Source organism: Rhizobium sp. 01T437 (assembly GCF_056398505.1).
In genome coordinates, this window is the sequence record NZ_JBFTPM010000009.1 from 55156 (window position 1) to 68006 (window position 12851).

The 12851-nt window shown below is 60.6% G+C and carries 14 protein-coding genes and 1 pseudogene; 2 read left to right on the top strand and 13 right to left on the bottom strand.

What is annotated here, in order from left to right; translation table 11 throughout:
• Nucleotides 1-30: 30 nt before the first annotated feature.
• On the bottom strand, nucleotides 31-984 hold the full coding sequence (locus AC1DM5_RS19725; RefSeq protein WP_477821686.1) for a peptidoglycan-binding domain-containing protein: 954 nt from the start codon (nucleotides 982-984) through the stop codon (nucleotides 31-33).
• Nucleotides 956-2494, bottom strand: coding sequence for a sensor histidine kinase (locus AC1DM5_RS19730; protein WP_477821685.1), 1539 nt, complete (start codon nucleotides 2492-2494; stop codon nucleotides 956-958). Before AC1DM5_RS19730 ends, AC1DM5_RS19725 begins: the two co-directional genes overlap by 29 nt.
• Before the next feature lie 450 nt (nucleotides 2495-2944).
• On the opposite strand from AC1DM5_RS19730, the gene AC1DM5_RS19735 reads away from it, so the two are divergent.
• Both AC1DM5_RS19735 and AC1DM5_RS19740 read left to right on the top strand, forming a co-directional pair.
• Nucleotides 2945-3484: a DUF5330 domain-containing protein gene (locus AC1DM5_RS19735; protein WP_477821740.1), complete on the top strand. Its 540-nt coding sequence runs from the start codon at nucleotides 2945-2947 to the stop codon at nucleotides 3482-3484.
• A 208-nt stretch (nucleotides 3485-3692) separates the two neighbouring features.
• Nucleotides 3693-4115: a SufE family protein gene (locus tag AC1DM5_RS19740; protein WP_477821684.1), complete on the top strand. Its 423-nt coding sequence runs from the start codon at nucleotides 3693-3695 to the stop codon at nucleotides 4113-4115.
• 97 nt (nucleotides 4116-4212) lie between these two features.
• On the opposite strand, the gene AC1DM5_RS19745 is transcribed toward AC1DM5_RS19740, so the two are convergent.
• The 11 genes and pseudogenes from AC1DM5_RS19745 to AC1DM5_RS19795 form a co-directional block, all read right to left on the bottom strand.
• Nucleotides 4213-4638 (bottom strand): YciI family protein, encoded by a 426-nt coding sequence (locus AC1DM5_RS19745; protein ID WP_113301598.1) that lies wholly within the window; start codon nucleotides 4636-4638, stop codon nucleotides 4213-4215.
• Nucleotides 4639-5004: 366 nt separating this feature from the next.
• Nucleotides 5005-5484, bottom strand: a complete 480-nt coding sequence (locus AC1DM5_RS19750) for a GNAT family N-acetyltransferase (RefSeq protein WP_477975460.1) — start codon at nucleotides 5482-5484, stop codon at nucleotides 5005-5007.
• 22 nt (nucleotides 5485-5506) lie between these two features.
• Nucleotides 5507-5695: pseudogene (locus AC1DM5_RS19755) on the bottom strand (transposase domain-containing protein); the annotation flags it as partial.
• Between the two features lie 209 nt (nucleotides 5696-5904).
• A complete protein-coding gene (locus AC1DM5_RS19760) occupies nucleotides 5905-6336 on the bottom strand; it encodes a Ros/MucR family transcriptional regulator (RefSeq protein ID WP_007821525.1) in 432 nt (143 codons plus the stop codon).
• Between the two features lie 436 nt (nucleotides 6337-6772).
• Entirely contained in the window at nucleotides 6773-7105 is a 333-nt protein-coding gene (gene mnhG, locus AC1DM5_RS19765; protein ID WP_477821682.1) for a monovalent cation/H(+) antiporter subunit G, read from the bottom strand.
• Complete coding sequence (locus AC1DM5_RS19770; protein ID WP_477821681.1) at nucleotides 7105-7416, bottom strand: cation:proton antiporter; 312 nt, start codon at nucleotides 7414-7416, stop codon at nucleotides 7105-7107. The genes mnhG and AC1DM5_RS19770 overlap by 1 nt, the downstream gene beginning before the upstream one ends.
• Nucleotides 7413-7892: a Na+/H+ antiporter subunit E gene (locus AC1DM5_RS19775; RefSeq protein WP_037105224.1), complete on the bottom strand. Its 480-nt coding sequence runs from the start codon at nucleotides 7890-7892 to the stop codon at nucleotides 7413-7415. Before AC1DM5_RS19775 ends, AC1DM5_RS19770 begins: the two co-directional genes overlap by 4 nt.
• Nucleotides 7889-9436 carry a Na+/H+ antiporter subunit D gene (locus AC1DM5_RS19780; RefSeq protein WP_477821680.1) on the bottom strand — a complete coding sequence of 516 codons (1548 nt, stop codon included), beginning with the start codon at nucleotides 9434-9436 and terminating at the stop codon, nucleotides 7889-7891. The genes AC1DM5_RS19775 and AC1DM5_RS19780 overlap by 4 nt, the downstream gene beginning before the upstream one ends.
• A 61-nt stretch (nucleotides 9437-9497) precedes the next feature.
• Nucleotides 9498-9875 carry a Na+/H+ antiporter subunit C gene (locus AC1DM5_RS19785; protein WP_037105229.1) on the bottom strand — a complete coding sequence of 126 codons (378 nt, stop codon included), beginning with the start codon at nucleotides 9873-9875 and terminating at the stop codon, nucleotides 9498-9500.
• Complete coding sequence (locus tag AC1DM5_RS19790; RefSeq protein WP_477821679.1) at nucleotides 9875-10294, bottom strand: Na+/H+ antiporter subunit B; 420 nt, start codon at nucleotides 10292-10294, stop codon at nucleotides 9875-9877. Before AC1DM5_RS19790 ends, AC1DM5_RS19785 begins: the two co-directional genes overlap by 1 nt.
• Before the next feature lie 85 nt (nucleotides 10295-10379).
• The gene (locus tag AC1DM5_RS19795) at nucleotides 10380-12737 is read right to left on the bottom strand and encodes a putative monovalent cation/H+ antiporter subunit A (protein WP_477821678.1); all 2358 of its coding nucleotides are present in this window, start codon (nucleotides 12735-12737) and stop codon (nucleotides 10380-10382) included.
• Between the last annotated feature and the right edge of the window lie 114 nt (nucleotides 12738-12851).

The window sequence follows — 12851 nt, forward strand, 5'->3', positions numbered from 1 at the left end:
AAACCGCTGCGCACGTTTGCTGGGATTGCTTTAAAGCGCGCCGATTTCCTTGAGCTTCTTCAGCACGGCTTCGCTCGGCTCGCCATTTTCCGGAAGATTATAGTGCTTCTGGAAGTGTCTGATAGCAGCGCGGGTCTGTTCGCCGGCGACACCATCGACGCCGACATTGGCGTAGGCCATGTTGGTGAGGCCCTTCTGGATCTTCAGCACCAGATCGACATTGGAAATGCCTGACAGCGGAACCTGTTTCGGCGCGGACGGCGCCGTCTTGACGGTCTTTTCGGCGCTGCGGATGGCAGCTGCAACCGGATCCTCCTCCGTCGCCTTCGACGTCACATCCTCCCGCGGCTTTTCGACGGGTATGGTCGAGGGGCCGGCGGCATCGGTTCTGAGCGCTGCGAGCACTTCGGGCGTCGCATCGCCGCTCTGCGCCATGCCGACCGTTTCCTCGAAGAAGAGGATGGCGGCACTGGTGCGCGGGCCGATGACGCCATCGGCATTGCCGTTATAGAGGCCGCGGCGGATCAGCTCCTTCTGGATATCCATCACGAGCTGGTTCGGCTGCTGGCCGGCCACGGCAGGTGGCGGCGTGGTCTGGGTCGTCGCGGTGGCATCGTCCGGCCGCTCGATGCGGAACGTGGTGACATCGCCTTGCGGCTCGGCCTGCGGACGAAAGCCGATGGCGGTTGGCGCGCCCGGATCGCGCGTGCGGAAGATCGGATGCGGGTGCGCGCCCGGCTGATACCAGAGCGCATTGGCGGCGACGAAAGAGAAAATGACGACAAAAGCGATCGTGCCGCCGGCAATGGAGGGATTGCGGCCGATGACGCCGCCGAGCGCACCAGCACCCTGGAGACCGAGGCCACCGAGCGCGGTCGCGCCCTGCAGGCCGACACCGCCGAGCGCCGCCACACCGGTCATCAAAAGGCCCGGCTGCTGCCGCCCTTTCCTACCTTTAGGCGATTTTCGCTTGCGCGCGGCCATCGAAGAGCCCCTCCTCCAGTTCTGCGGCGACCACCGCACCCTTCAGTCGCGGCGGAAACTCGACGGCCCCCGTCTGGCCGGTATCCTCGCCGGTGCAGGCGCCGGAACCATCAGCGGCGATCTCGATGGTGATGATCGTGCCTTCGCCCGGCTGGCTGGCGATGGCGAAATGACCGCCATGCAGGGCGACCAGGCCTTTGACCAGCGAGAGGCCAAGACCCGTGCCCTCGAATCGGCGGGTATAATCATTCTGGATCTGGACGAAAGGTTGGCCGAGTGTGGCGAGCCTGTCGGCCGGAATGCCGATGCCGGTATCGCTGACCGTCAGCTTGAGAATGCCGTCGCGCATGGCCGCATCGACGGTGACCACACCACCAGCTTCGGTGAATTTCACGGCATTGCCGACGAGATTGATGAGGATCTGCTGCAGCGCGCGCTGGTCGGCCACGACCTCTCCGATACCGCGCTGGACACGGTTCGTCAGAGTGACACCCTTGCTTTTCGCCTGCAGAGCCAGCATCGATTCGCAGGAGCGGATCGATGCTCCGATATCGAAAGGCTCGAGCATCAGCTCGTAGCGGCCGGCCTCGATCTTGCTCATGTCCAGCATCGTGTTGACGACGGAGAGCAGATGCGCGCCGGATTCACGGATCAGGCCGGCATATTCACGCTGACGCTCGTTCTCGAACTTGCCGAAATATTCGCCGATGAGGATATCCGAAAAACCGAGGATGGCGTTCAGCGGCGTGCGTAGTTCGTGGCTGACGGCAGCAAGGAAGCGGGATTTGGCGTCATTGGCCGATTCCGCATCGGTCGCGCGCGCCTGCGCCTCGGCGCGAAGCCGCTGTTCTACCGAAACATCATGCAACTGGGCAACGACTGCCGAAAGCATGCCGTCGATATCGCGCCGCGCGGTCATATCCATGCGCAGGTAAGCGAACTGCCTGTTATCGCGCGAGACCGAGGGACGCTCCAGCCTGAGATCGACGATTGCCTTTTCTTCGCCCTGGCGTAGTGCATCCAGCGCCTGCAGGAAAAGAATGCGGTCGGAAACATGCACCTGCTCGAAGAAGCCTCGGCCTTTCAGGTCGCGCATCCAGGCGAGATAATCGCGCTTGTCGCGGCCGCCCGTCATGGTCACGCTGCCATGCGGATCGAGGAAGAGCACGAGGCCCGGGCTCATCTCAAGGAAGAGATCGTCGGCACTGGCTGCCGCCACGTGCTGGGGGATAGCCTGGCGGGCCAGCGCGATGCTGCCGACGGCGGAAAAGAGAAAGGCGGCGCAGACGGTGGCGACACCGGCCGGCAGCGCAACAGCTGGGCTGGTGACGATGGAGAGGCCGACCGGAGCGGCAATAAGAGCGGCAGAAGACAGGAAGACGAGGCGGCGCAGAATCGCGAGCTCGCTCTGGCGCACAGCTTCGCCACCGCTCGTCCGGGAGAGCCAGCCTGCCGCTGCCCGGTCCACGAGGGCTGTCGCCCGACCGCCAATGTCACTCAATACACGCACGCAATACCTGCCCGAAAAGGCCTTTCATTACCCCGGACAATAGGCCCCCTCGGCTTAAGGAAAGGATAAGGCAAAGTCGCCTTCCACAGCCCAAAAACGCTAAAAGTCCCGTTTTGGGCCATCCGTATGGCTCTTTGAATTTTGTGGTTAATAGTAGGTAAGCGACGGATTTTCCTCATATTTCAGCATTGCGTTAACTCTTGTGGCAGAGCGGCGGGCCAAAAGCCCAACGATTGCAGGCGGCGGCTGCCACCATGCTTAACGACATCAGGTAGAAATTGACTGAAATGCCCCGAAAATACCGATCATTAAAATTCGAGACAAATTTGCCGCAAATGCCAGTGAGTTTCGAAAAGCGGCATTCGCAACTTGGCGGTAGGGTGCAAACACACCGGACAACCGGCCCGATTCGGCGACAAGACCGGACGGGAAAACAGGATGGGCAAGACAATGTGGTTTCTGATCAAAGGATCATTCTGGTTTGGCCTTGTGCTCGTCGCTCTCTCCGTTTTCAGCTCGGAGAGCTTCGACAATGCCGGCCACCCGCAATTGCAGCTTTCCGACGCCTTCACGGCGGCAAGCGGCGCCTATGACTATATGACCGGCATGTGCTCCGAAAAGCCCGACGTCTGCACCAAGGGTGGGGAAACCCTGACGGCTCTCGGCTACCGGGCCCGCGAAGGCGCCCGTGTCGCTTATGAACTGCTCGACAGCCAGTTTAGGGATGACAGCTCCAAAATGGCTTCCGCAAAGACGGCCGTGCCGCCGGCGCCTGTGGCACTCGCCGTTCCTTCCCTGCCGGAGGCCGTCACCAACACGGTGCGCGAGGCACAGGCCGCGCTGAACCAGCCGATGCCGCACTTGCCGCAGCCCTACCGCCCGCCGGTCGATGACGGTGCCTCGGCCGAACGGGTCGTGACTGGTACTATCTCGGCTGGCACCATTCCGGCCGGCACGATCCCGCTGCCGACGCCGAAGCCGGCGATCTGACGAATTTCGCGGGCATCCGCCCGCCCCCAAGCTTGCATCGGTGGTCCGCATGACGCGGAGATGCCCCATGCCTGACGTGCCTGCCCTGTTTATTTCAGCACTTTGCTGCGCCGTGAGGATGCCCATCCCTCACGGCGTTTCTTTTTAACAGTTCAAATCTGCGGTCGTTTCACCTATATCATCCAGTAACAGTGAAAGGCCTGACAGCATGGCGACCCTCGACCAGATCATCGACGACTTCTCCTTCCTGGATGATTGGGAAGACCGTTACCGGTACGTCATCGAACTCGGCAAGGCGCTGCCTGATTTGGCCGACGAGAAGAAGACTTCCGAGAACAAGGTGATGGGCTGCGCCAGCCAGGTGTGGCTGGTGACGCATACGTTAGGCAATCCCGACAATCCGGTCATGACATTCGAAGGCGATTCCGATGCGCATATCGTGCGCGGTCTTGTCGCCATTGTGCTCGCCACCTATTCCGGCAAGACGGCGTCCGAAATCACTTCGCTGGATGCCTTCGAGATCTTCTCCACGATCGGGCTCACCGAAAACCTCTCCTCGCAACGCTCCAACGGGCTGCGCTCGATGGTGAACCGCATCCGCGAGGAAGCGCGTGTACGCGCTGCCGCCTGAGGGCGCGTGATCGGTATAATACAGAGCTGCGATCACATACGGCTGAGCGCCCGGAGGAAATCCGCCGGGCGCCCGAGTATAATATCCCCTGATGGGATTATTTGCCGTCAGCCATTCTTTCGCGCAGGCGTTCTTCCTGTTCGGCAAGCTCCGGCGTGAAGGCTTCGCCGAAATCGGCGGCTTCGAAGACCTGTCGGATCTCGATTTCGCTCGGGCCAGGCATCGGATTGGGGCAGCGCTTGATCCATTCCAGCGCCTCATCCATGTCCTTGACCTGCCACAGCCAGTAGCCGGCGATCAGTTCCTTGGTCTCGGCGAAGGGACCGTCGATGACGAGGCGCTTCGGGCCATCGAAGGCAACGCGCTTTCCCTTGGAAGACGGATGCAGGCCCTCGCCCGCCAGCATGATGCCGGCATTGACCAGATCCTCGTTATACTTGCCCATGGCCTCCAGAAGCTCAGTCGAGGGCATGACGCCCGCTTCACTGTCTGCTGTCGCCTTGACGATGACCATTACACGCATTGTCTCTTCTCCTCTTATTACGGCGGCATGAGCGCCTGCCTGCCCTAGAGACGGATGGGCTATCGCCGCGCCGACATTTTTTGCCGCGCTTTTTTTGAAGGTAGATGACAGTGGCCGAAAGTCATTCGAAGAGTAACCGGTGTTCTATTCGCACGTAGTTATTTCGCTTTATGCGGACGAGCACTTCACAGAAGTGCCGAAAGGAGTTTCTCGGTTTTAAGAAGACCAGCAACGATTGAGGCTGTTGCGATATTTTATCTCAACAGGCTGAATAGAACGACGATTTTGAGGTGGCAAATTTATGCATATTCTGTGCGTCGTCATCCCCGATCTCGCAGTTGTCGTCGGTATGGACTCGCCCTAAGTTCACCTGGACACGAGCGGTTTGCTCATATTGATTCCGGTCACCCGAAAACCTGTAGCCTCATAAACATGCCTAGCACGTTTATTATCGTCAGCCACTCGAAGCTTTATTTGTTGAAAACCTTTGCGTTTTACCTCGTTTTCCAAAACTTCCAACGCCCGTTTACCCAAGCCTTGACCCTGGTATTCAGGAAGGATGTGAAAATCGCAGATGAATGCAACTTGCATAGCCGGATCCTGCTTGTACCATAGGTACCCAACAACCTTATCAGGGCTTTCGGTCGGATCGACCAGGCACAGCAAAATGTGACCGATCGTATGGACGCCGTCTAGTAAGTCAGATGCGATTTCCCGTTTCGCTTGTGCAAAAGACTCACTGTCGGAAAGCCGGTAGTTAGAGGCGATCTCGGATGCATAGTCAGGAATAAAATAGTCGAGATAAGCTGAAAACTCAGTTTCTCGCATCGGTCTTAACGAAATCAATGAGTGACTCCCTTATCGAATTTTATTGGAAAGATAATGGTATTTTGTTCGCATAATTCCATGGCAGCAGTTGTTCGATTTGGCTCTGTTTGTGCCCATTGACGATTGCTGTGAGAGTGCTGGTCAGCCACTTTTGCGGATCGACGGCATTGAGTTTGCAGGTTTCAATCAGTGAAGCGATTAATCCCCAGTCCTGTGCCCCTGTTTCATGGAGACTATCAGGAATTCTGCGCGCGAGGCCGGTTCATCATCGATTGAAGAACCGCTCGCCGAAGAGCGGCCAATAGACCACATAATTTTTCCGCCTTGCACACAGCGGTGATGAGATCATTGAAGGGGGATCGTCATTTTCGGAGAGCGAATACAAAAAAGCCGGGCACCAGGCCCGGCTCTTCGTATCGTCCAGCGGTGTGAGAAGCCTCAGCCGCGGCCGCGTTTGCGGCGCTGTCCCAGACCCATTTCCTTTGCGAGGCGCGAACGCGCTTCGGCATAGGCCGGGGCTACCATCGGATAATCGGCAGGCAGGTCCCACTTCTCGCGATATTCTTCCGGCGCGAGATTGTGATGCGTCATCAGGTGGCGCTTCAAGGACTTGAAGTTGCCGCCGCATTCCAGGCACGTAATCTGCTCGTCCTGTACGGACTTGCGGACAGAGACTGCGGGCTTCTGCTTTTCGACGACCGCTGCCACCGGCTGCGGTACGGATGTGTTGCTCAATGCCGAGTGTACATCGGAAATCAGATTGGCCAGGTCGCTGACCGGGACAACGTGGTTGCTGACATAGGCCGCGACGATATCGGCCGTCAGTTCCACAAGCAGCTCCGGCGCATTGCCGGTCGCCATATCCGTCATATTCTTTCTCCTGTTAGCATGCTCAAACGGTCCTTCTCCCAAAAGACGAAGAACCCTCGTCGTAGAGCCAAACAGCAAAAGAGCAGGTTAGAGCCTTTGTTTCGAAAAACCGGAATCCACCCCTAGATTCCGAAGACCGTACTCTGCACCAATACTGCCTGAAGGTGAGCTACTACGTATTCTTCCAGGCCGTCACCCAGTTAGACATTGGTAATCAAGGCTAAGGGACTTGGAAGCAGTACGTTTCTAATTCACAATCAGAACTCTACTTGGATTTTCAAATAGCATCGTTTTCGCAAAAGGCCAATTATTAATTGTGATTTTCCTAGAAAAAAAATCCATCACAAAGAATTGGTCAGCAGTTCAGCAAGCTTTACTCGTGCTTCCGGTGCATAAGTTTGCGTAAAATTGCTTAAAATTCTGAGTAGCCCCGCCATCATCGCATTCGCATATCGTCACGTACTGAGATATCGGCCGGGAAATGCCCTGATATATGCGAAGCTCTCGCAAGAAGGTGTGCAGAAACCGGTGCCGTCAGGATGAAGAAGAGGAAACCGGCCAGCGCTCTTGCAAGCACAGCAAGTTCGCCCGAGTAAAGCCCGGCGGCAAGCAACAACAAGCCGGAACCGACCGTGCCGGCCTTGGAAGCGGCATGCATGCGCGTATAGAGATCCGGCAGGCGCACGATACCGATCGCGGCCACCAGCGCGAAGAAGGCGCCTGCCAGCAGCAGGACGGCGGTGACTATAGCAAGCGCATAGTCCATCATTATTCGCTCCTCTTTCGCGTCTCAGGGCCAGCGTCTCCGCGCGAGAGCACGAAACGGGCGAAGGCGACGGTTGCCAGAAAGCCGACGAGGCCGAGCGCAATGGCGATATCGATGTAAAGCGAGAAGCCGGTGCGCACCGCGACGACAGCGATGAAGCCGATGGCGATGCCCGTCAGCATGTCGAGCGCCAGGATGCGATCCGGCAGGCTGGGGCCGGCAATGACCCGCCAAACCGTTATGAGGAGCGCCACGCATAGGATGCCAAGCGCTGCGATTGCGGCAGTGGAAACGATGGCGGCGGGCGTTATCATCCGAAGGCCTCCATGATACGGCGCTCGAATCCGTCAGCAATATCGCGTCTGACAGCCAGCGGATTGGCACAGTCCAGCGCGTGCACATAGAGCGTGCGCCGATCCGCTGACACATCGACCGAGAGCGTGCCGGGCGTGAGCGTGATGAGGTTGGCAAGTAGAGTGATCTGGAAATCGCTCGTCACCGTCAACGGGAATGCGAGAATGCCCGGAGTAAGCTGCATACGCGGCGAAAGCACCGTCAGCGCCACCCGCCAGGCTGAAAGTGCCAATTCCTTCAGGAAAAGGCCGGCAAGCAGGAGGATGTGCAGCGGGCGGATACGGCGCGGCGGCGAACGGTCGGCAAAGGCCTCGCGCACGACGGCGAGCGACAGTAGCGACAGGACGAGGCCGAAAACGAAATTATGCGGCGAGGCGCTGCCGGTCACGGCGACCCAGGCAATGGCAAGCGGCAGACTGAGGAACAGGACAATCATCGTATAGTCCCTTCCGGAAAGACGGAAAAAATATAGGCGGAGGGATCGGCAAGCCCGTCCGCGGCCGATCGGGCAAGTTGAAGCAATTGCTCCGGCAGGACGCCGAAGCCGATGACGAGGATCGTCAATGCAGCAAGCGGCAGGCCGACCGTCCACCCGGTTCGCACCGGCGGGAGCGCCAGGGGGGCGGGGCGCCAATAAGCAAACAGGAAGACGCGGCCACAGGCGATCGTCAGCAGGAAGCCGCCGAGCAGGATCGCGCCCGCCAGCCACCAGGCGCCAACATCGAGCGAGGCCTTGACCAGCAGCACCTTCGGCCAGAAGCCGGAAAAGGGCGGCAGGCCGCAGGCGGCCAGGAGCAGCATGAGCGAAATCGCGGCAAACCAGCCGCTCTGGCGATAAAGGCCTCCGAGCGCGGCCAGCGAGAAGGAGCCGCCCCGCCTGCCCGCTTCGCCGGCCAGAAGATAGAGCGCCGTCATCAGCACCACTGAATGCAGCGCATAGAAGACCGCCCCGCCGAGGCCATCGGCGGTGCCGAGTGCGGCACCGACCAACATGTTGCCGATGCCTGATATCACCACATAGCCGAGCAGACGACGCAGATCGGTTTCGGCGAGCGCACCCAATGCGCCGACGAGAACGGTCAGGGCTCCGACGATTGCGATCAGCAGGCTGAGCTCATCGCGCTCGGCCGGCAGCAGCATGACCAGAACGCGCAGCAGCGCATAGATGCCGACCTTGGTCAGCAGGCCGGCAAAGAGCGCGGAAACGGCGATGCGCGGCGTGTGATAGGAGGCCGGCAGCCAGAAATTCACCGGAAAGGCCGCGGCCTTCATGGCGAAGGCGAGCAGGAAGAGGCAGGCGAGCGTCATCAGCGGCGCCGTGCCGCTCAAGCCGGCTGCCCGCTCGGCAATATCGGCCATGTTGAGCGTACCGAAGCTCGCATAGAGGATGCCGACAGCGATGAGGAACAGTGTCGTGGCGATGAGGTTCAGCACCGCATATTTCAGCGCGCCATCGATCTGCGCCCGTTCGGAACCGAGGATCAGCAGGCCGAAGGAGGAGACGAGCAGCACCTCGAACCAGACATAGAGGTTGAAAATATCGCCGGTCAGGAATGCGCCGGTGACACCAGCCATCAGCAGCATCAGCAGCGGGAAAAAACCGTAGCGCCGGCCGCTTTCGGTGGTATCCGAGAGCGCATAGATGCCGGCGGCAAGGGCCGCGACCGCTGCGGCGAGCGCCATCAGCGCGCTGAAGACATCGACCGTGAAAGCGATGCCGAAGGGCGGCAGCCAGCGGCCCATGACCATGGTGAGCGGACCGTGTTCGACGACCTGCCGCAGGAGAGCGGCGTCGAGAAGCAGCAGGACGGCAAGGCCGGCGATGGCGATCCATGCCTGCAAGCGGGGAAGGTCCCGCAGCATCAGGAGCAGCGCGCCGAGGCTGATGCAGAGCACGACCGGCAGGATCGCCAGCCAACGGGCCGGCGGGACCGGGGTGGTGACCATGGCGGCCGCGAGATCAGTGATGGGAACGGCCATCAGGAGGTGCCTCCCTTGGTAGCCGACGGGCAGAGGGGGGTGAGCATCCGCACAACCATCCTCAATACCCCACAGGCGGCAGCGGCCGGTCTTCGGGTTCGGCATCATGCATGCGGGTCGTATCGTCGGTGCCGAGCTCCTGATAGGCGCGGTAGGTCAGCACCAGCAGGAAAGCGAGGAAGGAAAATGAGATGACGATCGCCGTCAGGATCAGCGCCTGCGGCAGCGGATTGGCCGCACCTGATGGCAGCATGTCGGCCCCGGCGGGTATGATCGGCGGCACTACCCGGGTCAGCCTTCCTGCCGTGAAGATCAGCAGGTTCACGGCGTTACCGAGAATGGCGATGCCGAGCATGATACGGATCGAGAAGCGCGACAGGATCAGATAGATGGCGGCCGAAAAGAACAGGCCGACGAGGATGGCAAAGAGCGCCTCCATCAGTCCACCTCCCTTTCTTCCAGCGCCAGCGCGATCGAGGCGACGGCGCCGAGCACCACGAAATAGACGCCGAGATCGAAGAGCATGACGCTGGAGAGCGGTACCTCCACGCCTGCCACGACGGGATAGACCCAGAGGCCGGTCATGAAGGGCACGGCAAAGAGGATAGAGATCAGGCCGGCGAGGCAGGAGAGCAGCAGACCGAAGCCGGCAATCGCCAGCGGGTGGAAGCGGATCGCCCGGCGTACTGCCTCAACGCCGAAGGCAATGCCGTAGATCGCCAGAGCCGAAGCGGCAATCAGCCCGCCGATGAAGCCGCCACCCGGCTCATTGTGGCCGCGCAGCAGGATGAACACGGAAAAGAGCAGCATCAGCGCGGTGATAAAGGGAGCGATCGTGCGGAAGATGACTGTGTTCATGCGGCGCCTCCGCTTCTCTGCGTGGCCGGGTGGCCAGACACGAGAAGGCGGATGCCGACGCCGACAGGTTTTGCGAAGACCCGCCTCATGCCTCCTCCGCATCCGGATCGTTCGTCGCCAGCCGGCGCTCCGTATTGCCGCGGATGCGGATGAGCGCGAGGATGGCGAGGCTCGTCACCGCCACGACGGCGATTTCGCCGAGCGTGTCCGTGCCGCGGAAATCGACGATGATGACGTTCACGACATTGGCGCCATGGGCGATCAGCTTCGAATGAGTGTTGAAGAAATCGCTGAGCGCCGTGTTGAACGGTGCTTCCGTGGCACGCATCAAAAGCAGCGCGAAGCCGAGGCCGCAGGCGAGTGAAAGCGCGATATCGAAGAGACGGCGGGCGCCGTGGCGCGGATCGGTCGGCGACAGGCGCAACCGGGTCATGACGAGGGCGAGGATGACGACCGCGAGCGTTTCGACCATGAACTGGGTGAAAGCGAGATCCGGGGCGCCGAAGAGCAGGAAGATCAGGGCGACAGCAAAACCCTGAATGCCGAGCGAGACGATCGCCGTCAACCGGTCGCGGGCGATCAGCACCGCGACGAGGCCGAGCATGGCGATGAGCATGATGCCCGCTTCGCGCAGGCGCAGGTCTGCAGGCCAGGCAAAGCCTAGCGGCAGTTCGTCATGGATGACGAGCGGCACGAGCAGGATCGCAGCCACACAGACAAAGGTGCAGGCGACATAGATATCGAGACGTCTCGGCTGGACGATACCGATGAAGCGGTGCGCGAAACGTACAAGCCCGGAGATGACGTGATCGAAACCGCGATCGGGACCAAGGGCGGAGCGCAGAACATGGGCCACAAGCGCGCGGGCGCGGTCGAGATGCCAATAAACGGCGACGCCGAACACTATCGTCAGCAGCGACAGGGCAAGCGGCACACCGATATGCGGAGCCAGAGAAATGGAGATGGCCGTAGCTTCACCCGCAACGGCAGAGGCCATGGGCGAGGAAATCATGGCATGGGTGAAACCGGAAAAGAGCGCCGCGAGCAGCCCCGCGACAGCGAGAATCGCCGGGCCGAACCAGAGTAGGACCGGCGCCTCATGCGGATGTTTCGGTGTTTCTATCGGCCGGCCGAGGAAGGGCCTCAGCGCCACGGCAAAGGCGATCGCAAACATCAGGGCATTGCCGAAGACGGCGATGGCCGTGACGAGGATGGAATAAAGATCGCCACCGGCGAGAGCCGTGTAGATTTCCTCCTTGGCGAGGAAACCGAAGAACGGCGGCAGACCGGCCATGGAAAGGGCGGCCGCCATGGCGATCGCAAAGGTCAGCGGCATGGCCCTTCGCAGCCCCCGCAGCCGGGTGATATCACGCGTGCCAGCCTCATGGTCGATGATGCCGGCGATCATGAAGAGCGCGCCCTTGAAGAGCGAATGTGCCACCAGATAGAGCACAGCCGCCTCGATGGATGAGTCCGAGCCGAAGCCGGTCAGCAGCACCAGCAGGCCAAGCGAAGAGACGGTCGTATAGGCGAGCTGCAGCTTCAGATCCGTCTGGCGGATCGCAAGCACCGAGCCGGTAACGAGCGTCAGGCCGCCGAAGACGGGCAGCAGGACCTCCCATGCGGGCGTCGCGCCCATGACCGGGTTCAGCCGCATCAGCAGGTAGACGCCGGCCTTCACCATGGTGGCGGAATGCAGGTAGGCGGAAACGGGTGTGGGCGCTTCCATGGCATTCGGCAGCCAGAAGTGGAATGGAAACTGTGCCGATTTGGTGAAGGCACCGCCGAGCACCAGCAACAGGGTGGTGAAATAGAGCGGGCTGCCCCTGACGACATCGCCGAACTGCAGCAGCTCTGATAGCTGCGCAACGCCTGTCAGTCCCCAGAGCAGGAGCAAGCCGGCAAGCAGCAGCAGCCCTCCCCCGCCGGTGACGACGAGTGCCTGCAAAGCGGCGCGTCGTGCCGCCTCCCGCTCATGGTCGAAGCCGATCAGCAGGAAGGAGGTGATCGAGGTGAGCTCCCAGAAGATGAAGAACATCAGGAAGCTGTCCGACACCACGACGCCGAGCATCGCGCCCATGAAGAGGAAGATGAAGGAGAAGAACCGGCCCTGATCCGGATGGCCCTTCAGATATCCGCCGGCATAAAGCACGATCAGCGTGCCGATTCCGGTAATGAGCAGGGCGAAGGTGAGCGACAACCCGTCAAGGAACCAGGAAAAGCGCAGGCCCAAGCCCGGCACCCAGTCATAACCGCCGGTTATGATTTCGCCATGAGCGATCTGCGGCACGAGACGCAGGAAATGCAGGAAGGCAAGCAAAGGGGCGACGGCAAGCAGCCAGGCGCCGCCTGCGCCGAAGGCGCGAATGATGAAGGGAGCCGCGAGAGCGCCGATCAACGGCAGACACAGGGCCAGAAATGTCAGAGCCGTGACATCGGCCATGTCCCCTCCCCGTGAGCACGGATGAAAGCCGGCAAGCAGCCTTTTCCAAGGCTTAGGCGAATCGGCTGATAGCCTCAAGCAATTTCGGCAACCCGCAATGGATGCAGGCGGCGG